The sequence below is a fragment of the Paenibacillus cymbidii genome (genome assembly GCF_004764705.1).
In the GTDB taxonomy this organism is placed as follows: Bacteria; Bacillota; Bacilli; order Paenibacillales; family NBRC-103111; genus Paenibacillus_AN; species Paenibacillus_AN cymbidii.
On the sequence record NZ_SHLX01000025.1, the window covers coordinates 28,783 to 54,547 of the forward strand.

Below are 25,765 nucleotides of genomic sequence, written 5' to 3' on the forward strand. Positions count from 1 at the left end.
GAAGGAACGAGTCAACCGTTTGCAGAAGCGTTGAATCCTTTGACGATAAGCCATACAGCCATAACCATTTCTTGTATGGCAAGCGGAAGCAATAAAATCGTAAATGGAGTTTCAAACAAGGCGAACATACCTGTAGCCAAGTAGAGTATGCCTGCAATAACTCCCCAACCTGACAGCCATCTTGGAATTAATTTGAATTTGTACGACAGATAATAAAACATCAGGGCACCAAGGCTAAAAATAATCATTGTAATGGAATTAACCCATTCCCCCGAATCCGATATAAAGTTCCCTATGAGCTGTAAGCCGGCGCTGTCGGCGGAAACATTCCTTTCATATTCCTTGCTTAATACCACAAGCAATAACCAGCTTATAGCCGTCACAAGGTAGGTGAAGGTCTCAAGGGCTCCCCGGAAAACAACATACCCCAGAGCCAAAACTTCATTATACTTTTTTGCGATTGGATAGAGGAAAACCGGTACCAAAGCAAGTGATATTGCCATGATCAACAAAAAGAACGTTCCTAGCAAGATCTGGTTTTCATTTGTTGAAACTTTCGCAAGCAGATTAGCTTTTCCAAGAATGTCTCCCGTAGACACACCGCTGAGGACGCCTGCAACTGTCCCAATGATAAATAACACGCCAATAGTTTTTGCAGTCCTATTATTATTGCCGGACATTCGATTCCCCTCCACACGATTGGATCAATCACAATGAATTATACATATTGTTCCATGCGGCCTACAGATACTTAAGTATGGTTTTACATTAGTATTTGTTGACGGTGAATCACATGGATTTCTATAATGGATTCATGAATATTCCGATTATCGCGACAAAACTTTATTTGCCCGGGACGAGGCCGAAAGCCGTTCGCCGTCAGCGATTGATCGATTGCTTGAATGATGGCTTGCAGCACAGATTGACGTTGGTCTCCGCATCGGCCGGCTACGGAAAAACCACGCTTCTGAGCGGATGGCTGCAGGAGTGCGGCCTGTCTTCCGCGTGGCTTTCCATGGATGAGGAAGATAACGATTTCGCACGTTTTCTCGCCTATCTTTTTGCTGCCATGCGCAGAATTGAAACGACGTTCGGAGAGAACGCTGCCGGTCTATTCGATGCTCCGCAACCGCCTGCCGAGCTTCTATTCTCCATCTTCCTAAACGAACTTCATGCCATTGCCTCCCCTTTCGTTCTTGTCTTGGATGATTACCATGTGATCCGCGAGGAATCGATTCATAAAGCGATGGGAACATTGATCGAGCGTATGCCATCCCGGATGCACGTGGTTATTGCCACGCGCGAGGATCCGCCTCTTCCATTGGCACGTTTGCGTGTCCAAAACCATTTGGCGGAGGTCCGCGTCGAAGATTTGCAATTTACTTCCAACGAAGCAGAACAATTTCTAAATCGGGTGATGGGGTTAAACCTTGCGCAGAAGCATGTCGATGAGCTGAAATCCCGCACGGAAGGTTGGATTTCCGGGTTACAGCTTGCTGCGCTATCCATACAGGGTCAACCCTCAAATCCTGCCGATTCGGTTAGGTCCTTTACCGGCAACCATCCTTTTGTCCTCGATTATTTGCTTGAAGAAGTGTTGAAGCGGCAGCCTGAAAGCATTCAAGCTTTCCTGCTGCATACTTCGATTCTGGATCGAATGTGCGGTCCTCTTTGTGATGCCATGTTAAAAAAACAGGCCGGATTTCCTTTAAGCGGGCAAGAAACCTTGGAGTATTTGGAACGAGCCAATCTGTTCGTCATCCCTCTAGATAACGAAAGAAAGTGGTACCGGTATCACCATCTTTTCGCCGATTTATTGAGGAATCGATTACAGAGGGTCCACAAGTTTACATCGACCGCTGACACTGTTGCTCAATTGCATGAAATAGCAAGCGAGTGGTATGAGGAAAACGGGCTTGAGATCGAAGCCTTTCAGCATGCGGCGGCTGCGCATGATATGGAGCGAGCCGCACGTCTGATAGAGGGCAAAGGGATGCCTCTGCTCTTTCGCGGAGCCATAACGCCTGTCCGGAATTGGTTGAATACATTGCCTAAGGATGAATTGAATAAACGGCCGCTATTGTGGGTATTCGATGCTTCTTCGCGGATGGCGATAGGACAGCTTGGCGAAGTAGAATCCAGACTGAGGGCTGCCGAAATCGCTTTGCATACCTTTGACAATGACGAGCAAACCCGGGAAATAATCGGTCAAATCGCCGCCACCCGTGCGACGCTTGCCGTGAGTCAGCATCAAGTGGAAACGATTGTAGCCGAGTCGACCCGCGCGCTTCTATATCTTCGTCCCGATGACTTGTCCGCCCGTTCGGCAGCAAGCTGGTCCTTGGGTTATGCCTGCCAACTGCGGGGGGATCGCGCCGCCGCTGCCGATGCATACGCCGTTGCGTTATCGATGAGCGAGCGAACAGGACATCGAATCATGGCCATCTTATCTACGCTTGGGATAGGAAATATTCAAGAGCAACAAAATCAGCTCCGGCAGGCTGCCGACAGGTATTGCTCAGCACTGGAACTGGCGGGGAACGTACCGTTTCCGGTTACTTGCGAGGCGTACATGGGATTGGCTCGAATTTATTATCAATGGAACGACCTGGACGAGGGCATGAAATATGGACGGCAAGCCGTTCGTTTCGCCGAAATGATTCACCCTTCAGACAGATCGATTGCCGCGAAGGTCGTACTCGCCCGGATGAACATTGCGTGTGGAGAAGAAAGCGTCGCATCCGCCTTATTGGACGAAGCATTTCGGGCCGCTCGTCAGCATTCATATCCCCATCAGTTTCCTCCGATTGCTGAAGCCCAAGTGCGAATCCGTATTCGACAAGGCCGATTGAAGGATGCTATGCAATTGGCGCAAACCTATTGTCTCCCCTTCAGTATGGCTCGTATCCATCTGGCAGCAGGAAATTCCGCCGAGGCATTGGCAGTGCTTAATCCTGTAAGGAAACAAGCGGAGGAAAGGGAGCACGAGGATACTCGAATTCAAACGCTCGTGCTTCAAGCCATCGCCGGGCAATCCGTGCAAGTGCTGGCAGATGCTATTGCGACCGCCGAGCAGGGCGGGTTCATTCGTATTTTTGTTGATGAAGGCGAATGGATTGCGGGCCTTTTGCGACAATTATCCGCACGAGGATTGAAATCCGATTTGTTCAATAAAGTGTTGGCTGCGTTTAAAGCGGAAGGGGCATTGAACGAGAAACGCGGATCGGATTTGATTGAACCGCTCAGTGAACGGGAACTCGAAATATTGCGCTTGATTGCCCTTGGGCTGTCCAATCAGGAAATCGCCGAACGCCTCTTTCTTGCTCTGAGCACCGTAAAAGGACATAACCAAAATATTTTTGGCAAACTGGAGGTTGGGCGCCGCACCGAAGCCGTAGCGCGAGCCCGAAGATTTGGGTTATTGTAAGGTCGTTCAAAGGCGGCCGCTCATGAGGTAAATGCGACTGTTGGTCACTGGACAGCGATTGGGAAAAAGAATACTATTTCAATAGAATCCATTTGAAAGATTAGGAAGAGCCTGGGAGGGTTCTGCGTTGATGGCGGAAATTCGAATAACCAAATTGGCGAACGGAAATGGATATCAGGCAAATGGCGAATTCGTATGAGCACTCGTGGCATGTCCCTTCTCTCCCGCCGGCTCAAGCGGAGTATCGAATGCCGCTGCACAACCTGCCTGATCGACTGTATGGACGCGACCGCGAATTGGAGTGTATTAAAGAAGCATTCCACTGGACAACGCTTGGCTCCACGCAGATGGTTTGCGTATCGGGGCCTTCGGGAATCGGGAAAACAGCGCTTATACAGGAAGCGACTCGGCAAATAGCGCTCGGACAAGCGTATATCATTTCCGGCAAATTCGAACCCCTGCAACAAGATCACGCTAAATCACCGCTCATTGCCGCTTTTCGCGAGTTGATCGAACAATTATTGAGCGAGGATAAGATCAGCCTGGATAGGTTGCGGGGATCCATAACCCGTGCGCTTGGCGCGGGCGCTGCCGTTATTTCGGAAGTCATTCCCGAGATCGAACGAATTATCGGACAACCGGCGCCAGTCGAGCCGCTGCCGCTCGAAGAATCCATTGAGCGATTCCAGTTTGCCTTTCGTCGCTTCATTCAAGTGTTCTGCCATCAGAAGCACCCGCTCATTCTGTTCATGGACGATCTGCAATGGGCTGACGAGGCATCCTGGCGAATCATTCGCTCCTTCATGACAGACCCGCATAGCCAAAGCTTGCTGCTTATTGGCGCTTTTCGCGACACGGACAATGCACAGGCAAGCCGAATCAAGGAGGAAGCAGCGGCAATTGCCGCTTCCGGCGCCGCGGTGCAGTCGTTGCCTCTCCAGCCGCTCGCCTCTGCCCATTTGACGCGTATGGTTAAAGATACGATGCGCGTGAAAGAGAGCAACGCCGCAGAAATAGCCCATGCCCTGCTGCTGAAGTCGGAAGGCAATCCGCTTCTGTTCCGGCGATGGCTGCAGCGAAGTCTGGAAGAAGAAACGCTTCGATTCGATGAGACAACGGATCACTGGGTATGGCATTGGAACGATAATCACCTTGCCGGGGACCTCGCAGATGCCGATTTATTGTTGACCTATATGACCGATAGCGTCAATCGACTTCCTCCTGACACGCGTCAAGCGGTTCTGGAGGCGTCTTGTCTGGGTGGCGAAATCGAGCTTGAATTGCTTTCGTCCTGGCGCAAGGAAGTGCCCGATCAAACGCTGTTAGTGCTGCAACCGGCTGTTCGACGGCAAATCATCATTCTCCTTGAGGGAAGCCGAATTCGGTTTGTTCACGACCGCTTGCAAGAAGCGGCGAACGCGCTGCTCGACGCCTCTATGAACGAAAGCATCCATTGGCATGCGGGGAATTACTGGCTCGATCATCCCGATCCGTTCGTTCGCGAGCGGCATCTGTTCGACTCGGCAGACCATCTTAATAAAGGATGCCGATTGGCACGTTTGCCCGAAGACGGAGAACGTCTTGTTCAAGCCAATGCCAGCGCCGGGAGCAAAGCGAAGGCTGCCACTGCCTACGAGTCGGCGGCGGTTTACTTCCGTGCGGCTGCGGCAAGCATGAACGGGGAGATGTGGGAGCGGGACTTTGACTTTTGCTTCGATATGTTCGTCGATCTTCTGGAATGCGACTATATGAACGGCTGGCTGCCTTCTGCCGACGATATGCTTGCCGCTATCCTGGACAAGGCCCGCAACGCGTATGAAAGAATGCGTGTGCAACAATTCGAAATCAAACGCCTCCTGCACACGGAGAAAATGACCGAAGGAATTGCGCTCGGCTTGCAATGCCTTCGCGATCTGGGCATTTATGTTTCTTCCAGGCCAGGAAAAGAGAAGCTGTTCGTGGAACGGTTGGTCACCGGGCTGCAGCTCCGCCGTAAAGTAGGCCGAATAAATGCCGGTCGCTCGGTATCGAACCCTGCCATCAGCGCCGCGCTGCAAGTTTTGACTTTGTTATCCGGCTCGGCGTTTTTATGCGACAAGCCGCTTTTCCGGGCGTTGACGTTTAAATGCGTCCGGCTTTCCCTTCGATATGGGAGTTTCTCTCAGGCGGCGGCTGTTTTCGGCAGCTTCGGCGGCATCCTCAATCACGCGAGCGGCGAACGCAAGCTGGCGAGAGCCGCATTAAGCGAAGGGGTAAAAATTGCCGAAACGTTCCATCAGCCCTCCGTCTTATGCCGGGCCTATCTGACCGTTGGCGTCATGTTTTTTATTATGGATGACGATCATCGGGATTTCCGCGCGAGCTTTCAGAAATCGATCGATTACGGGCTGGAAGCCGGCGACTTGTTTTTTGCCGGTCATGCCGTCATCATGCTGCTCGTCCATCTGCATATGACGGGAAAGCTCGAGCAGATCAAGTCGGTTCTCCCCGAATACAAGACGATGCTCGCAGACACGCATAACGAGTATTTATTTCCTTATTGGACGATGTTCGATCGCTGGGTTCGCGCGTTAACAGGAAATCGGAAAGAAAGGAATGCCGCCCCCGACGATCAAGAGCTGTTGAGCCAAATCGGCAGCTCGGCGATGAAGTCGCATCTTCTTTTTCAGTACGGGCTGGGCCTTCTTCAAGAGGGATACTTGCTTGGCGAGCGGCAGTTGGCGCTTCGCGGCGCCGAAATTGCCGGGCGCCATACGCTTGACGCCATGCATTACCTGCAGCTTTCCGAATATGAGCTGTATTATGGCCTGGAACTGCTGGCCGGGTGGCCGAATTCGGAGCCGAGCGTTGCGAGAATCGTTGCCGATTGCCGAAAAAAGCTGCGCCGTTCGGCGAATAAGTGCCCCGAGCATATCCGGCACAAAGCGTTGCTGCTGGACGCCGAGTACGCTCGCTTTCGAGGAAAGTACGATGCTGCCGGCCGCTTATACGACGATGCCATTCGTGAAGCCAAACGCAGCGGATATATGCATCATGCAGCGATGGCATGCGAATGTGCAGGTCGGTTGTATTTGGCGCAGTCCCGAGAAACGATGGCCAAAGGATATTTGCTTGAGGCATACACCCTTTATCGGCAATGGGGCGCTTCGCGCAAAACCGAACAATTAAGCGATTGCTACGCGGATTATGGCAAGGAATCGGCTTGGGACGATTTCGTTGCGACCTCCGCAGGCGCGTTGTCCGTCCCCGCGGGTTTATCGGAACAAAGCGTCGTTCCGGACGCGCCGGATTTGTACGTCGTTCAGCAGGCTTTTCAATCGATCGCCGCGGAGTCCGATCAGCGCACGCTGATTGAAACGCTGATGCGAACGATTATCGAGCATGCAGGGGCGCAAAGAGGCTGTTTCGTCATGGAGCATCCGAAATGTCTCACGGTCGAATTGTCGGTAGATAGCGAAGGGAATATTGGGCGAACGCGAACGCCGTTGGAGCGATACGACGAGGCGTGTTTGCCAGCTATCAGGTATGCGGCGAATACGGGCGACACGGTGCTGCTGGAGCACGCATCGGTTGCTGGACGCTACGCGCGCGATCCTTATGTGACGAGCTGTCAAATCCAATCCATGCTGGTCTTGCCTTTGCCATTTCAAAATCAACTTGCAGCGGTATTATATCTGGAGAACAACAGGCTTCCAGCTGCGTTTACCCTGGAGAGGCTGGATATGATTCGCATGTTGGCTACGCAAACGGTGTTTTTGCTCAAGCTGTTTCCACAGGAAGACGAACAGAAGCCGCAGGACGATATAGCGGAAATCGATGAAGCGGACGACGCCCAATCGGAGGTCGCGTCTGCCCTCGCCGCACCGATGGATCCATTGACGAAGCGGGAGTTGGAAATATTGCAGCTCATGTCGCTCGGATTGTCCAACCAGGAAATTGCGAATCAACTGCAAATTGCCGTAAGTACCGTTAAATTGCACACGAACCGGATTTTCAGCAAAATGAATGTTCACCGGCGAGCCAAAGCCGTACTGGAAGGCAAAAGAATGAAGCTGCTGAAAGACTGATTGAATCCAAGGAAATTATCCGCAAACAAAGCCTAAAAAAGGGCTTTGTTTGCGGTATTTTTTGTTTTTAGGCCAAATATGCGCAAAAATACACCTTTGGTTATACGACAATAAACGAGCCGGCGTGGTAGAGTTGCGAGACAGAAGCCAAAAGCGAGCCTCAGATTACTATGCAAAGGAGGTGACCTGCGATGGCAGAGCAAAAGAAAACGGACGCAACGAAGGAGTCCTTGGAGATGAACAAGGCGACCGAGATCAAGCTCGGCGATATGCCGAAGAAGCTGACCGAGGAAGAAGCGAAAAACGTGACTGGCGGCAGATTTATTTAACGGAAAAGAGAAGATGGCGCGGGAGCGATTCCCGCGCTTTTATTTTAACTGCGGACAGATAAAGGGGTTTGGCGCCATGTCGCTCGATCAAGTCATTGCTCTGCAAATTGAGGGAAGCAGCTTCTCGCTGGAGACCGTGTTGAGATCGGCCCAAATGCGCGGCGGCTTCGGCGCGATTCATGATTACCTTAAAGTCGTGCTGATCGACGCTTATGCCGAGGAGCAGCGTATTCTGACGAGCCAGGAGGAAATCCAGGAAGCCGTTACTCGCTGGAGAGAAGCGAATTCGCTGTATCAAGCGTCGGAAGTGACAGCTTGGCTGAATGAACGTTCGCTGTCGATGGCGGACCTGGCCGAATTCGCCAGGACCGAGGCGGTAAAGGAAGGAGTCCGCAACCACGTGGCCGCCGGCAAGGTCGAACGGTATTTTGCCGAGCACCGGACTCGATTCGAAGCGGTCGCCCTCTCGCAAATCGTCGTGAACGAGCGAGGGATTGCCAGAGAGCTCAAGTTCAAGCTCATGGAGGGGGAACCGTTTTGGGGGCTTGCCCGCACTTTCTCGACAGAAGAGTCGTCCAGGCTTGGAGGAGGTTATATCGGCCGTAAGACGAGAGCACAGTTGCCTCATGCAATTGCTTCGCAAGCGTTCCGGTCGGCTCCGGGAACGATCGTCGGCCCGCTTGAGATCGACAAGAAATTTTTTGTCGTCAAGATCGAAGAAGTTTACCCGGCAGAACTGAATGCCGACACAAGGGTGCGGATCGAACATCTCTTATTCGAAGACTGGCTAACATCCAGACGCAAGGAAGCGAACGCATCCATGCCGCCATTATGGGCGCATAATTAAGTTAGGGGAACGGGATCCATGGAGACGAACAAGCTGCTTGACTACATTGAGAAAAGTCCTTTTTGCGTTGTATTCAGCCTGCGCGAGAAGCAAAAGCTGGCCCAATATGCGCGGATCGTTCCGTTCTCAATCGGTCAGACGGTACAGGGTAAGGATGAGTTGGCGGAATTTATGTATGTCGTCGTTTCGGGCGAGGTTCGCATGATCGACGAGCGGGCGGATGGAACGGAGATCAGCCTCGGCTTATTGAAGGACGGGGACTGCTTCGGCTGGGAGAACGGGACGAAGCTGTCCAACCAGCCCGTCACCTACTGCGCGGCGGGAAGTGTGCGGCTTCTGGCCATTCCTGTTGAGATGCTTCGCGAGGTGCTGGCGCATAATCCGGGTCTGGAAGATCTGCTGGCTACTTACGCTTCGTCCCGGGCCGTCTCGATGTTTCTGAGAAGAACGTCGTTGCTGTCCTCGGAAGATTATCATGCCGTTCGTACGTTTCTGGAACGGATGACCGTTATTCATGCGGACAAAGGGGAGCCGATCGTGCGCGAAGGGGACGTGGGAGATGCATTCTACATCGTTCACTCGGGTCATTGCGTGGTCGTTAAGGAAGGAGATGGCGCTGTTCTCAACCGCCTCCTCTCGGGCGACTTCTTCGGTGAATTGGCTTTGCTCACCGGGGCGCGGCGTCAAGCGACTGTGATCGCTGTCGAACCTGCGCAATTGTTCCGGCTAAGCAGGGACGATTTCGATGTCATGATTGTAAAGTACCCGGCGCTCCGCACGGCCATTGAAAGTATTTCTTCCCATTATGTATCGAAAGCATCCATGTATAACGATGACGAAGAAGATCAATTAGAACGATCGGAGGCGCCTTCTGATCTATCGATGAAGCTGGAATCGGTTGTCAAGAAGGGAAGCAGACGATTCCGGCTGCATAAATACCCGATACGCCTGCAGCAGAACGAGATGGATTGCGGCCCAACCTGTCTTGCTATGGTGATGGCGTATTACGGTTCGCATATTTCGATCAACCGAATCAGAGAGCAGACGGAGATGTCGCGCTCCGGAAGCACGTTGTACGGCTTGATGGAAACGGCGGAATCGCTGGGGCTGGCCGCACAAGGCTTTACGACGCAGCTCGATGCTCTCTCCGGGATGAGGCTGCCCGCGATCGCGCACTGGAAGGGCGAACACTTCATCGTTGTATACGAGGTGACCCCGAAGCACGTGATAGTCGGCGATCCCGCTTACGGCCTGGAGAAAAAAAGCAAAGCCGATTTCGAAGCGGGCTGGAGCGGGGCTATTTTGACGCTGACTCCGACGGACCGGCTTGCGGCAAGCGAGCGTATGCGCAGCCCGGTTTCCCGATTTGTCGCCTATGTGACCCCGAATCGCAAAGCGTTGATCTCGCTGCTGATCGCGTCGCTGCTCGTCCAATTGACCGCGCTGATGATTCCGATTGTTACGCAAGTTATCGTGGATAAGGTGCTCGTCAATGAACAGCGTGACATTCTGCGAATGCTGCTGGTCGGCATGCTTGCTCTATCCCTCTGCTATATCATTTCCAATTCGTTCCGAACTTTCATAGCGGCTCGAATCGCGCTGAAGATCGACATCGGCATGTTGGGCGATTTCTATAAACACTTGCTGAGCCTGCCCTTGTCCTTCTTCCTCGCTCGAACGATCGGCGATCTGACAAGCCGGGTCGGCGAGAATCAGAAGATCCGCAGAATGCTGACGACCGGGGCGGTCCAGTTGATGCTGGACTCCTTGACGATCGTCATTTATGGGACGCTCATGCTCGTCTATCATGTGAAGCTGGCGTTTCTCGCGTTCGCCATCCTTCCATGCTACATCGCGCTTGTGCTTCTCTTCTCTCCGCTGATGCGTCGGAACAGCCGCAAGCAGTTCGAAGCGGAGGCGGAATCGCAGACGACGATGGTTGAAGCCATCAAGCTGATTTCGACCGTGAAGGCGCTGGCAGCGGAACCGACAATCCGCTGGAAGCTGATGGACAAGCTGCAGCTTGCGCTGAAACAGCGAATCAAAGCCATTCAACTGCTGGTAGTGTCGGAGACTGTCGCGGATTTTATCAAGATGATCGGCAACTCCCTGGTGTTATACGGGGGCGCTGTGTTCGTCATGCGCGGTCAACTGACGGTGGGACAATTCGTTGCTTTTTTATCCGTTTACTTTACGGTGACCCAATCGATTACCCGAATGCTGCAAATGCTCAATGATATGATGGAAGTTCGGGTATCGATGGAGCGGATCGACGACGTATTCCGGGCAAATCCGGAGGAGCTGGAGCCGCAAAATATGCGGAGATTGGCCGCGCTGAAAGGAAACATTCAGTTCGACAACGTCTCCTTTCGCTACAGCAAGGACGGTCCCGACATTTTGCAGCAGATCAATCTGAAGATCGGGCCAGGGCAGACGGTTGCGCTTGTCGGAAGGAGCGGAGCAGGCAAATCCACGTTCGCGAATTTGCTGACCAAGCTGTTCGCTCCTTCGAGCGGGACGATTCGTGTCGACGGGCACGACATCAGGCAAATTCATGCCGCTTCCTTGCGCCGCAAGATCGGGATCGTCCAGCAGGAGAACCGGGTATTCCGCGCCACGATTCAAGACAATATTGCGATCCGATTTCCGTCAGCTACGCTGGAGGAAGTCGAGGCGGCCGCGAAGCTGGCGGGGGCCTACGATTTTATTGCCGCTTTGCCGCTCGGGTTCAAGACGATGATCGGAGAAGGCGGTTTAAGCCTCTCCGGAGGGCAGCTGCAACGAATCGCCATTGCGAGAGCGCTGCTTGGCGAGCCGGGCATTTTGATTTTCGACGAGGCGACCAGCGCGCTCGATTCGGAGTCGGAGCGAATCATTCAGCAAAATATGGAGTTGATGCTGAAGGGCCGCACCTGCTTGATCATCGCTCACCGTCTCAGCACGGTGCAGAAGGCGGATCTAATCGTCGTATTGGATCGCGGAGCTGTTGTGGAGACCGGTTCCCATGCCGAGCTGATCGAAGCCAAAGGGCTTTATTATTACCTGATCAGTCAGCAGTTGAGCTGACAATTTGCACTTGATTTTATTCTTCAGACAATGGTAAAATTTTTTAAGAACATTTGTTTGCATGTATCGTTAAGGAGACACGTCCATGATCCATTTGACGAATCGCCAAGCGCGGCAGTTTCTGTTATTGAAGCACGGGCTGTTGGGCAACTATCGCTTTACGGGAAAGCAAGGCATCATGGACTTTGTGCGGCAGGTCGGCTGTATTCAATATGACCCCATCGATGTTTGCGGCAAAAACGCCGAGTTGGTGCTGCAGTCGCGAATCAAAGGATTTACCAAGCCCCTGCTCGACGAGTTGCTGTATCAAGATCGCTACCTTGTCGATTATCCCGACAAGAATTTGGCTATTATCCTTGCCGAAGACTGGCCGTACTTTGAGCGATACAGGCAAGCTGCAAGGCGACATGCCGGGCGTTATCCCGAAATGGAGGCTTTGACAGCCCAAGCACGGACTTATATCCAGCATAACGGTGCGATAAGCTCGAATGAACTGAAATTGGACGGAGATTTCACCTGGCAATCCGCCATCCATTGGAGCAGCGGCAACAATGTATCGCGGTCGGTGCTGGAGCAGATGTATTCGACAGGCGAACTGATTATCCATCGCAAGAAAGGAACGCGCAAATATTATGATGTCGCCGAAAATTACTTCCCGCCCCATCTGTTGAATGCGCCGGAGCCGCTGGAAGACGAGCTTGAGCATTACAAGTGGCGGGTACTGCGCCGAATCGGCGCTATTGGTCTTTTATGGAATCGTGCATCCGATGCCTGGCTGAATATATGGGGATTAAAAACGGAGCAGCGCAATGAGGTTTTCCGCCAATTGCAACACGAAGCTCGCATTGTTGCCGTTACCGTAGAACAAATGAAGGATATACTATATTGCCGCGCGGAAGACTTGCCGCTTATGGAAGCCGTTCTGCAGCATCCGGCGCCCAAGTTGCGCTGCGAGCTGATTGCTCCGCTGGACAACTTGTTATGGGATCGAAAGCTGATCAACGAATTGTTTGGCTTCGATTATACGTGGGAGATTTACACACCGGAAATCAAACGGAAATTCGGCTATTATGTGCTGCCCCTGTTGTATGGAGATCGCTTCATCGGCCGGGCGGAGATCATCGCGGAACGCAAAACAGGGACGCTCGTTGTCAAAAACATCTGGTACGAGAACGGCATCAAGCCGACCAAACCGTTGCGAACCGCTTTGAACAGTTGTTTTCAACGTTTCGCATCCTTTAACGGCTGCGAGTTGATTCGCCAGCTTCGGTGATCTGATATTACGAGCCTCTGCGCCTCCAGCCGAATACGCGCACATGCACTATCCCCCTGGTCAACCAGTGCGCCGCGACGTACAAGACGATAAATACGACCAACAACGGTTTGAACAACAGCGCGGCGGCGAGCCAACCGAGGAAAATTTGCCACGGCTTCAGCCTGCGAATCAACCGCACCGGCAACATAACCAAGCGGAACAACGGCTGGTTATGCTGCAGCGCCTCCAAATATTCGTCTTGAAACTGCTTGTCCTCGGGATGAAGCCGAACCGCATTCTTCATATACGCTTCCTGCAGACCGAATTCGCCGCGCCGATTCGCCGCCCATGCCAAATACAACAGCGCATGCGGGTTCTCCGCCTCATACTGCACCGCTTGCCGGTCGAGCCTTCTCGATTCGGCATCGTTTCCTCGAAGTGCTTCCACATAGCTGAGCGCGGCCAAATACAGCGATGACACCGGCACCAGCTCAAGCGCATGAAGCAATTGCACCCGGGCTTCCCCGATCTGTCCCTTCTTGAGCAGGCGGGTCGCTTTCATAAACGGATAAAGCGATTCGTTAGGGTCGATGCGGACGGCTTCCCGAATCGCCTCCTGGAATGCTTGCTCCTGGTTCGTCTCGTAGTAGACGCCGACGCGCACATACCAGGCCACCTGCTGCTCCGGCTCCCGCTTCAGCGCTTCGTTCGCCCAGTGGAGCGCCTTCTCATGCTCGTTCTGCATGAAATAAATCCGCCCGATCAGCGCGAACAGATCCGGGTCCTCGGGATTGTCCCGCAGCGCGTTCTCCGCTTCCTTCAACGCTTCCTTATACCGACGCCACTCCATCAATTGCTGGACCGCTGCATAGACGGCTTGTATCCGCTGCCTCTCCAACGCTCACAACCTCCCGTTCGTTCGCAGGCGTTACTTACGCTATTTGATCCCATGCTTCTTGATATAATCCACTACCACCTGGTAGTCCCGGTTCACATCGCTGAACGTCGCATAGCTTTTGGCCGTTTGAAACCATTCGAGCGTTGTTGCTTTTCTTGCTTTTGCCGCCTTCTTCAGATCGTCCTGCGTCACCGGCTCGATTCGGCCCGATTCGAACGTACGCTCCATGGCCGACTCTACCGCTTCCTTCACGACTTGCTCCAGGTCGGCGCCGGAGAAAAGCGGCGTATCCGCAGCGATTTTCGCCGTGTTCAGCGCTTCGGTCGGCTTTCCCGCCAGCTTCAGCTCAAGAATGGCACGGCGCTCGGCATCCTCCGGCGGCGGTACGAACACCAGGTGATCGAACCGGCCCGGACGGCGCAGCGCCGAATCCAGATACCAAGGCGTATTGGTCGCACCGATGACGAATACCTGATCATTCTGCGCCTGAAGTCCGTCGAGCTCAAGCAGCAGTTGGTTGACCAGCATCCGGTCGTGATGCTGCCGCATGTGATGGCGGCTTCCGCCCATCGCGTCCAATTCGTCGATGAAAATGACGCAAGGTTTGTTCTGCCGCGCCTTCGCGAACAGATCGTGCAGATTGTGCTCGCTTTGACCGACGTACATCGACAGAATCGCCTGCAGCTCCAGATGCATGAAGTTCGCTTCGATCTCGCCCGCCACCGCGCGCGCCAGAAACGTTTTGCCGCAGCCCGGCGGGCCGAACAGCAGCAAGCTTCCGCCGGCCGACTTGCCGTACGCCGCGAACACCTCCGGCTGCTGCAACGGCAAAATAAAATTCATCCGGATTTTTTTCTTCACATCCTCGAGCCCGCCGACATCGGCAAACGTCGTTTTCGGCTTCTCCGATTCAATTAACGTCTGATCCTCGGGACTGAATGAGATCAGCTTCAAATTTTTGCGCCGTCGTTCGGCCAGTTCATCACGATCCGACATCCGGAATCTCTCCTTTTGCTGGGATTGTGTCTAAGTTTACCATATTTTGCAGCGCTGTGGCGCATTTCCTGCCGGAATCCGACGGGGAACTACGAGCTTTTATTCATTCCCGTATCTCCTTTTCCGAGCCTGCTGCACGAAGCGAAAAGTAAAACACCGTTTTCTGGCGCGGCACGCTCTCCATCCAAATTTGTCCGCCGCTCATCCGCACGAATTGTTGGCAAACTTGCAAGCCCAGTCCGGTTCCTCTCTCCCCGGCAGTACCCGTTGTGGACACGAGTCTCAGCGGATCGAACAATTCCTGAACCCGCTCCTCCTCCACACCCACACCGTTGTCGCTGACCGATACGATCACCCGCCCGGCATTCGTCTCAGCGCCAACCTGAACGCTCCCGCCCCGTTCGGAAAATTTGATCGCATTCGTCAGCAGATTGCGAACGATCAAATTGACCGCTTCCCGATCCGCATAAACTTCCACGTCGCTGTCGATTTCCGTATGTATGGCGATTTGTTTGGCCTCGCTCTTGATGCGCAGCGTTCGGCATACTTCCTCGACCGCCTCTTTCAGCGGCAATCGTTCGGGGTGCAGTTGCATGCCTTCCTTCTGGCTGCGAAACCATTCCAGCAAATTTTCGATCATCACAAATGTCGTTTGAATTTGTCCGCTTAAAGCGTCGATCACTTCCCGATGACTGCGGGTAAACATCGTTTTATCGGCTTCCAGCACTTCAATCAAGCTGGCCTGAACGGCCAACGGGTTGCGGATATCATGGGAAACGATGGCAAACAATTGGTCTTTCAACTGATTGAGCTTCATAAACCGCTCCATCTGGCGTTTCTTTTCTGTCACGTCGAACAATACGGATACGGTTCCTTGGCCGGCCCTTCCCCGGGAAGCAAGCAGATACACCTTGACCGAATAGACTCGCTCTTCTCCGTTCACCCGGGCGTCAATCTCGATAATGCCCGTCTCCAAACGTTTGCAGGCACGATGCCATTCCGGCCAATCGGCCAACAAGCTGTCAATATGCCGTCCCGCAATCGAACCTTCTCCCGAACCCGCAAATAAAGGCTCCACATACGCATTGCAATCGATCACGCTTCCTCTGTGATTGACAATGAGAATCCCTTCTTCCATCGTCTCCATTACAACTTGCCTTGCCAGCGGTACGACGGAGAACATCCGGTAACGGATCACAATCCACAGCATGGTCATTCCCGCAAATCCGCTATAAACCGAAACAGGAAGCAGCCACGGAGCGAAGCCGGGATAAGTCGATTTGGCAATTTCCATCGCAGCGGGGATGCAGCCGCACAGTAGCAGCCAGATGCCGGGCTTGCGAAGCTCGGGCCGAACACGCCGCAGATAAACGAACAAATAAAAGACGCAAACCGCAATAATCAGGTAACAGATGATAGTAAACGCAAGCGAATAAACGGTTTTCGTTATTTCCAAATGCCCTTCGTTGAGTTCCATGCTCCGGAAAAGCAGATGGTGGTACGGATTCGTCCATATAAGCAACAACCAGAACACGAAAATCGACAGGATCTGCATCATGCGAAACGGGCGTAAATAGTCGTCTTTCCCGAACAGGGCCAGCACAAAAAAAATCACCATCGGCACCGCTAACAACAAGCTGGACTGTTCCATATTTCGAAACAGCATTTTGGCCGATAAACTTTCGCTGTTGATTTCCATAATCACACTTCCGGCATAAATCACGCGACACACCATGACCCAGGCAAAGTAGCGGATTCCCCGTTCCCGGCTATACAGAAAGGCGTACCATAAAAACGCGATCATGAGCACAATGGAAACCAGCATGACCACATTGGATAACGTTACACTCATACGATCAAGTTCTCCTTACAACTTTAAACATCTCTATTGATCATATGCCGACGATGAGCAGATTCCGGCTTGGGCCAAGAACGCCGTAGCGTCGATTCGCCAATTGGGCATTGCATTGTCACCGGCCGCGGCGGCTCTTGCCGACTATTCTTCCTCGAACAACTTTTCGCCGCGGTGCAAACGCGAGGCGATTTTCGCCGTATGCGGCAGCTCCCGCGCCGTTGGCGCATGAGCTGCCAAATAGCGGGCACAGGCAAGCAGACAGGTTTCTTTGGCCTTACCGGCAAATGCATCGGCGCGTGCGTCCCAATGTTCGTATTCGGTGACTGCGGCCTCATAAAGCTGAAAGGTATGGAAGTCCGCATCCTCGCGAAGCAAACTGTGCCCCAATATGCCGAGCAGAACCTGCGGGTCGCGATTTTCGCCCAGATAGCCGGTTACCCAGCTTGCCGCCTCATCAACTTGCTGCCTGCGGTCCATCAAGTCAAGCAGTTCCTGCGGCGCGTAGCTGCGCCCGCTTGTCGGCTTCGGTTTCGACGCTCGCGGCACATTCAGAAAACGGTCATGATAAATGGCCATCGCCCCGTAATAAAGCGCCCGATTAAGAAGCGGCTCCTTGGAGCGACGCAGACGTTCATGTACCGCATGGGCGTAAGTAAAAGTATGCAGCACGGCGATCCAGTCGCCAAACTCGTTCTGGGTGTGAAACCGGACGATCCGCTCGGCAGCGGCCAGACAGATCAATTGCGCCAGCCGTTCCGGCGATGCTCCGCCCAGCAGGAGCCGGGTCAACTGATCGACCGTCTCCAATACCCGATCGCTGAGCAGTTGATCCACCATGGCCTGTTCGTCAAGTTCATCAAGTGTGTCGGATTGGTTCGTAGCCTCCCGCAACTGCAGCTTTGCGAAAGCATACCGCAGCGGTGCGACCAGATCGACCGGCGCTTGCCAGTGATGAAGCTCCTCGCTGCGGACGGGCGAACGGAGCAGCGGGACAAGCGAAGCGAGAATCGGCTCTGCGAGCGAAGTTCCCAAGCTTTCCAGCGCCTCGAAAGCTTTATGATGAAAATCGAACGTATGGCCGCCGTCCAAATAAAAATGGTCCGTCACCGAAATCAGCAGCATATCCGCCAGTTGCTCCGTCGAAGCTCCCTTGGCGATTGCCGTCAGGAGTACTTTCTCCGCCCCTTGGGTATCGCGAACCCGGGCACAGTTCCGGTACCACTCCATCACTCTCTCCATAGAGGCCGGCGAGGCGGGCAGCGCCCCAAGCAGGTGCCGGGGAGCACGGCCGGCGCTGGCTCTGGCTACTTGTACCAAGCCGTGATACAAGGCGAGGAAACGATCCGACGCATCGAGCTTGGGCAGCACGTTTCTCATCGCGGTCAGGATGGTCAAACCTGCTCCCCATCCATTTCCTTGCGACGTGCCGAACGCAACGCCGATCCGGACGATTTCGTCCGCCGGGACGCCGGATTCGACCAAGCCGACGACCGCCTTGGCGATTACGATGCCGATGTTCTGTTCAAGCCCTTCCCGCAAACGCTGTTTGAGTTTCTCGGTATGACCAACGTTCCTTGCTTTCGAGTTGACCCAGATTTGTTCGCGCTCGATCTTGACTTCATAGGCCGGCACGTCGTCCGCCCACGGGTCCAATGTCCCGCCGCTGCAAATGTCGAAGCGCGCATGATGCCAGTGGCAGGTCAATATCCCGTCGCAGACACTTCCCAAGTGAAGCGGAAAACCGAGATGCGGGCATCGATTGTCAATTGCTCGGAACTCATGTTCGTGGTAAAATACGGCAATTCCGCCTTTGATCACTTTCGCGTGTATTTGCTTCAGTTCCTCCAAAGTGCCCGCGAGAATCCATCCCTCCGTGCTCATCCGTAATCGCCTCCGCCTCCGCGTATTCCATCTCTTTCAGTATACACCAATTGAGCGAAGGTTCACTTGTCGTCGTCCGGCCAAGGGACTTTCCGGAACTGGATAGGATGAGGATGAATGGGGATTATAAGTCCGTTCGTCAAATCAAAGGAGGTATTCATCCATGCAATACGCCAACAACGGCACTCAACAAGCGCTTCAGCAATGCGAGCAAATCGTTCAACAGTTGATCCAGCAAACCCAGCAAGCCAGCCAAAATTATCAACTGCTGCTGCAGCAGGAGCAACAAAATGCGCAGCGCCTCGAAGAGTTGGCCCAGCGGGAACAACGCGCTGCACAAACGATTCAGACCGCGCTTCAAGGACATCAAACATGCATCCAGCAATTGCAGCACGTCACGCAGCTATGCAAACAAGTGGAGCAACAGGTTCAACAACAATCCTTCAATACCGTCTATTCGCCTTACGCAAACACGCAACAGCAGCAACCGATGTTTGGCCAGCAGCACGGCATGTTCACCGGTGCCAATACCGGCACAGGCATGCACACGAATACGAACTTCAGATCGATGCAGTAAATGAGGAAAACGCAAGCCCGCCGTTTTGGCGGGCTTTTTGGCGTGTTCATATATATTTGGAAGTCCTTCTTCTGGTACACTAATTGTAATACCTCTGTTGTCCTCGCCCAAGAAAGGAGCGGTGCACAAGGATGGGACAGTTCAAAATGAAGCGGGTTTACGAAGCGGCGGACGGAAGCGACGGGGATCGGGTGCTGGTGGACAGGCTGTGGCCGCGGGGAATGACCAAGGAGCGCGTCGGCGCGGACGTTTGGCTGAAAGAGATTGGCCCCACTCCCGAATTGATTCGCTGGTTCGGTCATCGGCCGGAACGATACTATGAGTTTCGAACGCGTTATGTCGCGGAGTTGAATAGCGAGGCGTTGCAACCGTATGTGGACCGACTGCTGGAACGGGTGCAAGCGCGGGACGTGACGTTGCTGTATTCGGCCAAAGACGAACAACACAATCAGGCGGCTGTTCTGATGGAGTATTTGAAGGAACGGCAAGGCGGCGGCTGAAACTATTGTAACGTTGCGGGTTGTAACGCGATTTCCACGTTGTCTTTCAAAGGATCATGTGATTGAATAAATGTGGGTCCAACGTAATCGTTTCGTCAAGCGGAAAATAGTCCCAAACGATCAGATGCCCGATCAATCAATCTCGTGGAGTTGATAGATTTGAGAAGGAAGCTTGCGCTTGCTGCCCTGCTGATCGGTCTGCTGCTTTCGCTGATACCCGCAGCGGCGTTTTCGGAGACGTTCGACGCAAGTAATTACACGGAATGCGCGAATGAAAACGGTACATGCACTTTCGAAGGAACAAGAGTTGTAGCTTATGGCGCAAACGGCCATTATGCCTTTGGAGTATTTACGTCAATCACACCGTGTACGAATGGCGTCTTTGGCGATCCGATTGGCGGAACCGCCAAGAAGAGCTACTACAAAAACGGAGACAAGACGCCTCCCGTAACATCGGACGATGCGCCGACCATATGGGTGAATCACGCGGTGACGGTGAATTTGTCCGCGACGGACGGTCTCGCCGGTTCGGGGGTAGCCGCTACATACTATAACTTGGACGATAACGGGGAGCAATCGGGTACGACTATTGCCGTAAGCACGGAAGGCATCCATACGATTCTGTATTGGAGCGTGGATCAGGCAGGAAAGGTCGAGGCACCGCGCACAACAACCGTCAAAATCGACAAAACCGCGCCGTGGACGACAAGCGCTGCGTCCCCGGGCTGGGCGAACGCAACCGTAACCGTTACTTTCAGCACATATGATTACGGTTCCGAGGTAGCTTCTACATTCTACACTGTGGACGACGGCGTTCCGCAAACGGGCACGTCGGTGACGATTGCGGCGATTGGCGACCATTCGCTCGAATATTGGAGCACGGATCACGCCGGAAATATCGAAAGCAAGCACCGCACGACTGTCCGTGTCAAGCCGCTGCCGCTGGACAGCGCGGGACAGTTTCATCTTGTCGATGCCTTGCATGTCATCCAACAAGGCACTCTGGAAGAGAAAGATTTGAATGGCGACGGCCTGTTTAATCGCGATGACGTCATCATTATGTTGCAGTCCATTACGCCAGTGAGCATGTTTTTGCCTGGTTAGATGTTGCCGAACCGAAATAGCCCATATTAAATGGCCTACTACGGCACCCATTTGACCCGTTGCGATGAAAATAGATGCGAAAGAGACTCCCGCAAAAAAATAGGTGAAAATTTTGCGGAATGTTGTGTACAAAATGTATCTATTATGATACGATACGTATCAAGCAGATGTATTTTGCATCCATAGTCCCAATAATGAAATGAGGTGCCAAGGAACTAAAAAAACGTTGCTCGCAGGTCTCGGGAAGAACAGGAAAGGCAGGTGTATCCATTTTATCACGAGGAGCTATGTCGATGAAAAAAACGGTAACAAAACGTTTGGCCACTGTCGCACTATCGTGCATTCTGGTGGCTGGATCTATGTATGTAGTGCCGGTGGCTTCCGCTGCTGGCCAAGTGTTCCGCGATGATTTTGGTGCGGCGGGGTCCGCGCTGACAGGCTGGACGACCAGCGGAGGAACATGGAGCAAGTCGGGCAATGCCGCCCAAGGCCAAATTTACGGCAACTCAAGCATCGGAAAACTGACTCGGGCAGATCAGGGCACGAATTTTACGTTTGAAGCCGATGTGATCCCGAAGTCGCAAGATGCGGTCGGTTATTTGCTCTTCCGCAGCAACAGCGGGTATACGAATTATTACAGTGTGGCGGTGAATAACGATACGAACAGTATCGTCCTCTACAAGACGACAGGGTCGACCGTTTCCTCCCTGGACTCAGCCAATGTCTCGATCAGCACGGACAGCAGCTATCATGTGAAGATCGTCGCATCCGGCTCCAGTATCAACGTCTATTGGAACAATTCCGCTACCGCCAGCCTGACGGCTGCCGACACCGCTTACAGCTCCGGCCAGTTCGGCCTCGGGGTGAAAAACAATGTGAACTATGCAAACGGAACGGTGCAATTCGACAATGTGAATGTGTATGACGACGCCGTTGTGTTCGCCACTAACGGAAGCGCCGTACCGGCCAAAAGCGTTTCCACCGCCGTCAACGTTTATCCGAGCGGAGCAGGCTCCCTGCAGTACCAGTGGACGCAAAGCAGCGCCAATCCGGGCAGCTCCGGTTGGACGACTTTCAGCAATGGCGCAACGATAACGAAAAATAGCGGCGACGGCGATTGGTACTTGCACGTCCGATACGTCGTTTCCGGCACCACCTATATTGCGCCCTCTTCCAACGTCTTCAAGCTGGACAACACCAAGCCGGTCATCACGCTGAACGGCGCCAACCCGCTCGTCGTTGCGCTCGGCGGCACATTCACCGATCCCGGCGCTACGGCAACGGACAACCTTGACGGCACGGTTGCAGTAACCGTCAGCGGCTCCGTCAACACCGCCGCAGCCGGCAGCTACACGCTGACGTACAGCGCGACGGATTCGGCTGGCAACAGTGCCAGCGCGACGCGCACGGTGCAAGTCGTCGACCAGGACGCTCCGGTCATCACGCTGAACGGCGCCAACCCGCTCGTCGTTGCGCTCGGCGGCACATTCACCGATCCCGGCGCCACGGCGACGGACAACCTTGACGGCGCGGTTGCAGTTACTGTCAGCGGCTCAGTTAACACCGCCGCAGTAGGCAGCTACACACTGACGTACAGCGCAACGGACTCGGCTGGCAACAGCTCCAGCGCGACGCGCACGGTACAAGTTGCCGACCAGGACGCTCCGGTCATCACGCTGAACGGCGCCAACCCGCTCGTCGTTGCGCTCGGCGGCACATTCACCGATCCCGGCGCTACCGCAAATGACAACCTCGACGGCTCGGTTGCAGTAACGGTCAGCGGCTCGGTCAACACCGCCGCAGCCGGCAGCTACACGCTGACCTACAGCGCAACGGATTCGGCTGGCAACAGTACCAGCGCAACGCGCACGGTACAAGTTGCCGACCAGGAGGCTCCGGTCATCACGCTGAACGGCGCCAACCCGCTCGTCGTTGCGCTCGGCGGCACATTCACCGATCCCGGCGCTACGGCAACGGACAACCTTGACGGCACGGTTGCAGTAACCGTCAGCGGCTCCGTCAACACCGCCGCAGCCGGCAGCTACACGCTGACGTACAGCGCAACGGACTCGGCTGACAACAACGCCAGCGCAACGCGCACGGTACAAGTTGCCGACCAGGACGCTCCGGTCATCACGCTGAACGGCGCCAACCCGCTCGTCGTTGCGCTCGGCGGCACATTCACCGATCCCGGCGCTACCGCAAATGACAACCTCGACGGCGCGGTTGCAGTTACTGTCAGCGGCTCCGTCAACACCGCCGCAGTAGGCAGCTACACACTGACCTACAGCGCAACGGACTCGGAAGGCAACAGCTCCAGCGCAACGCGCACCGTTACGGTTGCCGATCTCACGCCGCCGGTCATTACGCTGATCGGTCCGGATTCGCTCACCATCGAGTTGGGCAGCTCGTACACCGATGCCGGAGCAACGGCGTTTGACAATGTCGACGGCGATCTTGGCGCGCTGACGCCATCCGGCTCGGTCGATACCAGCCAAGTCGGCACGTACAGCCTGGTCTTCAACGTGTCCGATGCGGCCGGCAATGCGGCAACCGCCGTCACTCGCACGGTTCATGTGCAGGATACGGCCGTATCGCACAGCTTCGCACCTAATGGCGACGCCACCGCCCACAAGACGGCATCCACCGTCGCAACGGTGACGGGATCGGGCATCAGCGACCTCGGCTACCAATGGACGCAAAGCAGCGAAGAACCGGCAGGCGGCAGTTGGACTTCGTTTGCCAGCGGCGAAACGATCGGCCAACTGTTCGGCAACGGCAACTGGTACTTGCATGTGAAGTACACGAAGAACGCGCAGGAGCATCAGTTCGTCTCGAACGGTTTCCTGCTCGACAACAGCAAGCCCGTCATTGCCTTGAACGGCTCGGCAACGGTTACGCTCAATCTCGGGGAAACTTACACCGAACAAGGCGCAACGGCAACGGACAATATCGATACGAATTTGACAGTGACCCCGAGCGGCAGCGTCAATACGTCGACCGCCGGAACGTATACGGTCAGCTATAACGTGGCCGATGCGGCCGGGAACGCAGCAGACACCGTCACCCGTACCGTAATCGTGGCGCAAGCGGGCGAACTGGCGACGACGCTGAACGGGCTGGCCAGCGTAGGGGCGGGCAAACCGTTCACCGTAACGCTCGGACTGAAAAATGTGACGGACGCTGTATATGCCCAGGATATTACAGTAAGCTTCGATCCGCTCAAGGTCGAGTTCGAGTCGGCCGCATCCGCGCAGACCGGGCTCAGCCTGATCAGCACCACCCAAACCGCGCCGGGGCAAATGCGCTTCATTCTGGTCAGCCAAGGCGCTGAACATGCGATTTCCGGCACTGCGCCGGTACTGCAGCTGAACTTCAAAGCGAAGTCGCTGGCTGAGCAAACGACGAGCGTTATTGCCGCAACAACCGCCAAAGTGGCGGACGGAACCGGCCATGAGCAGTTGGCGGCAACAAGCTCGCTCAGCGTATCGATCCAGGTTGCCATCCCGGGCGACGTCAATCAGGACGGCACGGTAAGCATCGGCGATCTCGCATTGGTTGCCGCCTACTACGGCATCGATTGGTTGAATCCAAACTGGCCGCTGGTCGAAAACGCCGATTCGAACGACAACCACGTCATCGATATTGCCGACCTGGCGGCCATGGCGCAAAAAATCGTCGGCGAATAATCGACCGGCAAGCAACAAACAAGAGGATCAGAGAACATCGCTCTGATCTTCTTGTTCGCTTGAACCGATACAATTCGTATCGAAACCAACCCATTTCGGAGGGATATTTTGATGAAACGAACTACCGGCCTGCTTCTGCCGCTGCTGCTCGTATGGGCGGGACTCGCCGCCTCCGTCCCGGCGGCCCGGGCGGCGGATGCGCCGACGTTTTTGTTGTCCGTTGCCGACAACGACCCTAACCACGAGTTGCTCACCATTACGCTGCAAGGGGAACATATCAACGACCTGTATGCTTATGAAGCCAGGTTCGCGTTTGATCCGGATCGTATGGAACTGATCGGCTCGAAGTCCAATCTGGACGGCTTTTCGGTTGCGCCCTCCGTGAAGGACAAGCAGCTCGTCCTTGCCCACACGAAGGTTGGCAAAGTGAAAGGCGAATCCGGATCCGTGGCGCTCGAAACGTTGACGATCAAACCGAAGAAGCCCGGCTCCACCTCCCTGCGGCTGCTTGCCGTCAATACGGTCGGAAGCGACAAGAGCGAGCGGTTGATCGAAACGGACCAGACGGTCCGGCTGCTGAAGCTGTTCCCGGATTTGCGCCATCATTGGTCGCAAGACGACGTCATGTGGATGGTCGACCGCCAAATCGTCGACGGCATGGACGACGAGCATTTCAGTCCCGATACGAATGTCACGCGGGCACAATTCGCCAAATTGCTGGCGGTGGCGCTGAAGCTGGAGAACAAGGCGGCGAAGCTGCCGTTTGCGGATGTGGCGGACGACGCCTGGTACGCGGACACGGTTCGTGGGGCGTATGCCGCCGGCATTGTGGAAGGCGTTTCGGATACGGCATTCGAACCGGAGACTGCGATTACGCGGGAACAGATGGCAGCGATGCTGCTGCGGGCGCAAGCGTATGCCGGCGGCCGGAAGCAGCCGGTCGCCGCGCTCGCGTCCATGCCCGAACCGCTTGACGGAGCGGAAGTCAGCGACTGGGCCAAAACAATCGTCCGCCAAACCATGGCGGCGAAGCTGATGAACGGCAGAGCCGACGGCATCTTTGCCCCGTTGTCCCAGGCAACGCGGGCGGAAGCGGCGGTTGTCGTCAAACGGCTGCTGAACGGCCTGGAGGCGGAATAATCGCTTGAACCTTCACGCAAACAATCGCATCGCCTTGCCGTCGCCACGGTCCCCCTCGCCGCTTGCCAGCGCGAGCCGGGGACTTTGCGCTGACGGGGGCTTGTTACCGAATGAACGGCCTGTCCCGTCTAATG

16 protein-coding genes are annotated in these 25,765 nt (G+C 54.5%); 11 read left to right on the top strand and 5 right to left on the bottom strand.

Features of this window, described 5'->3' with window-relative positions:
- Positions 1-11 precede the first annotated feature (11 nt).
- Entirely contained in the window at positions 12-680 is a 669-nt protein-coding gene (locus tag EXY20_RS27630) for a DUF4386 domain-containing protein (protein WP_135555370.1), read from the bottom strand.
- Between the two features lie 113 nt (positions 681-793).
- Between EXY20_RS27630 and EXY20_RS27635 the strand changes: the two genes are divergently transcribed.
- The 6 genes from EXY20_RS27635 (at position 794) to EXY20_RS27655 (ending at position 13,009) form a co-directional block, all read left to right on the top strand.
- Entirely contained in the window at positions 794-3,427 is a 2,634-nt protein-coding gene (locus EXY20_RS27635; RefSeq protein WP_235886224.1) for a LuxR C-terminal-related transcriptional regulator, read from the top strand.
- 248 nt (positions 3,428-3,675) lie between these two features.
- Positions 3,676-7,494, top strand: a complete 3,819-nt coding sequence (locus EXY20_RS27640) for an AAA family ATPase (protein WP_167859563.1) — start codon at positions 3,676-3,678, stop codon at positions 7,492-7,494.
- Between the two features lie 191 nt (positions 7,495-7,685).
- Complete coding sequence (locus EXY20_RS39210) at positions 7,686-7,823, top strand: hypothetical protein (RefSeq protein WP_167859564.1); 138 nt, start codon at positions 7,686-7,688, stop codon at positions 7,821-7,823.
- A 76-nt stretch (positions 7,824-7,899) separates the two neighbouring features.
- Complete coding sequence (locus EXY20_RS27645) at positions 7,900-8,670, top strand: peptidylprolyl isomerase (RefSeq protein ID WP_167859565.1); 771 nt, start codon at positions 7,900-7,902, stop codon at positions 8,668-8,670.
- 18 nt (positions 8,671-8,688) lie between these two features.
- Complete coding sequence (locus tag EXY20_RS27650) at positions 8,689-11,736, top strand: peptidase domain-containing ABC transporter (RefSeq protein WP_135555373.1); 3,048 nt, start codon at positions 8,689-8,691, stop codon at positions 11,734-11,736.
- An 85-nt stretch (positions 11,737-11,821) separates the two neighbouring features.
- A complete protein-coding gene (locus EXY20_RS27655) occupies positions 11,822-13,009 on the top strand; it encodes a winged helix-turn-helix domain-containing protein (RefSeq protein WP_135555374.1) in 1,188 nt (395 codons plus the stop codon).
- A 7-nt stretch (positions 13,010-13,016) separates the two neighbouring features.
- Here EXY20_RS27655 and EXY20_RS27660 read toward each other — a convergent pair whose 3' ends face one another.
- The 4 genes from EXY20_RS27660 to EXY20_RS27675 all read right to left on the bottom strand — a co-directional run bounded on the left by EXY20_RS27660 (position 13,017) and on the right by EXY20_RS27675 (position 18,621).
- Positions 13,017-13,889: a tetratricopeptide repeat protein gene (locus EXY20_RS27660; protein WP_235886225.1), complete on the bottom strand. Its 873-nt coding sequence runs from the start codon at positions 13,887-13,889 to the stop codon at positions 13,017-13,019.
- Positions 13,890-13,928: 39 nt separating this feature from the next.
- On the bottom strand, positions 13,929-14,885 hold the full coding sequence (locus EXY20_RS27665) for an ATP-binding protein (protein WP_135555375.1): 957 nt from the start codon (positions 14,883-14,885) through the stop codon (positions 13,929-13,931).
- Between the two features lie 103 nt (positions 14,886-14,988).
- Entirely contained in the window at positions 14,989-16,737 is a 1,749-nt protein-coding gene (locus tag EXY20_RS27670; RefSeq protein WP_135555376.1) for a sensor histidine kinase, read from the bottom strand.
- A 144-nt stretch (positions 16,738-16,881) separates the two neighbouring features.
- Complete coding sequence (locus EXY20_RS27675; protein WP_135555377.1) at positions 16,882-18,621, bottom strand: Rieske (2Fe-2S) protein; 1,740 nt, start codon at positions 18,619-18,621, stop codon at positions 16,882-16,884.
- Positions 18,622-18,784: 163 nt separating this feature from the next.
- Between EXY20_RS27675 and EXY20_RS27680 the strand changes: the two genes are divergently transcribed.
- From EXY20_RS27680 to EXY20_RS27700, 5 genes are all read left to right on the top strand, one after another.
- Entirely contained in the window at positions 18,785-19,198 is a 414-nt protein-coding gene (locus tag EXY20_RS27680; protein WP_235886226.1) for a hypothetical protein, read from the top strand.
- 131 nt (positions 19,199-19,329) lie between these two features.
- A complete protein-coding gene (locus tag EXY20_RS27685; protein WP_135555378.1) occupies positions 19,330-19,698 on the top strand; it encodes a DUF488 domain-containing protein in 369 nt (122 codons plus the stop codon).
- Between the two features lie 159 nt (positions 19,699-19,857).
- Positions 19,858-20,802, top strand: coding sequence for an OmpL47-type beta-barrel domain-containing protein (locus tag EXY20_RS27690; RefSeq protein ID WP_135555379.1), 945 nt, complete (start codon positions 19,858-19,860; stop codon positions 20,800-20,802).
- 293 nt (positions 20,803-21,095) lie between these two features.
- The gene (locus EXY20_RS27695) at positions 21,096-24,491 is read left to right on the top strand and encodes an immunoglobulin-like domain-containing protein (protein ID WP_167859566.1); all 3,396 of its coding nucleotides are present in this window, start codon (positions 21,096-21,098) and stop codon (positions 24,489-24,491) included.
- A 111-nt stretch (positions 24,492-24,602) separates the two neighbouring features.
- Positions 24,603-25,631, top strand: a complete 1,029-nt coding sequence (locus EXY20_RS27700) for an S-layer homology domain-containing protein (protein WP_135555381.1) — start codon at positions 24,603-24,605, stop codon at positions 25,629-25,631.
- The last annotated feature ends 134 nt before the right edge of the window (positions 25,632-25,765 follow it).

Bases quoted from the DNA above. Each gene is read 5' to 3' on its own strand.
- EXY20_RS27645 (WP_167859565.1), top strand. From the start codon at position 7,900: ATGTCGCTCGATCAAGTCATTGCTCTGCAAATTGAGGGAAGCAGCTTC.
- EXY20_RS27650 (WP_135555373.1), top strand. From the start codon at position 8,689: ATGGAGACGAACAAGCTGCTTGACTACATTGAGAAAAGTCCTTTTTGC.
- EXY20_RS39210 (WP_167859564.1), top strand. From the start codon at position 7,686: ATGGCAGAGCAAAAGAAAACGGACGCAACGAAGGAGTCCTTGGAGATG.
- EXY20_RS27685 (WP_135555378.1), top strand. From the start codon at position 19,330: ATGGGACAGTTCAAAATGAAGCGGGTTTACGAAGCGGCGGACGGAAGC.
- EXY20_RS27700 (WP_135555381.1), top strand. From the start codon at position 24,603: ATGAAACGAACTACCGGCCTGCTTCTGCCGCTGCTGCTCGTATGGGCG.
- EXY20_RS27675 (WP_135555377.1), bottom strand. From the start codon at position 18,621: ATGAGCACGGAGGGATGGATTCTCGCGGGCACTTTGGAGGAACTGAAG.
- EXY20_RS27680 (WP_235886226.1), top strand. From the start codon at position 18,785: ATGCAATACGCCAACAACGGCACTCAACAAGCGCTTCAGCAATGCGAG.
- EXY20_RS27695 (WP_167859566.1), top strand. From the start codon at position 21,096: ATGAAAAAAACGGTAACAAAACGTTTGGCCACTGTCGCACTATCGTGC.
- EXY20_RS27640 (WP_167859563.1), top strand. From the start codon at position 3,676: ATGCCGCTGCACAACCTGCCTGATCGACTGTATGGACGCGACCGCGAA.
- EXY20_RS27655 (WP_135555374.1), top strand. From the start codon at position 11,822: ATGATCCATTTGACGAATCGCCAAGCGCGGCAGTTTCTGTTATTGAAG.
- EXY20_RS27635 (WP_235886224.1), top strand. From the start codon at position 794: ATGGATTTCTATAATGGATTCATGAATATTCCGATTATCGCGACAAAA.
- EXY20_RS27670 (WP_135555376.1), bottom strand. From the start codon at position 16,737: ATGAGTGTAACGTTATCCAATGTGGTCATGCTGGTTTCCATTGTGCTC.
- EXY20_RS27630 (WP_135555370.1), bottom strand. From the start codon at position 680: ATGTCCGGCAATAATAATAGGACTGCAAAAACTATTGGCGTGTTATTT.
- EXY20_RS27665 (WP_135555375.1), bottom strand. From the start codon at position 14,885: ATGTCGGATCGTGATGAACTGGCCGAACGACGGCGCAAAAATTTGAAG.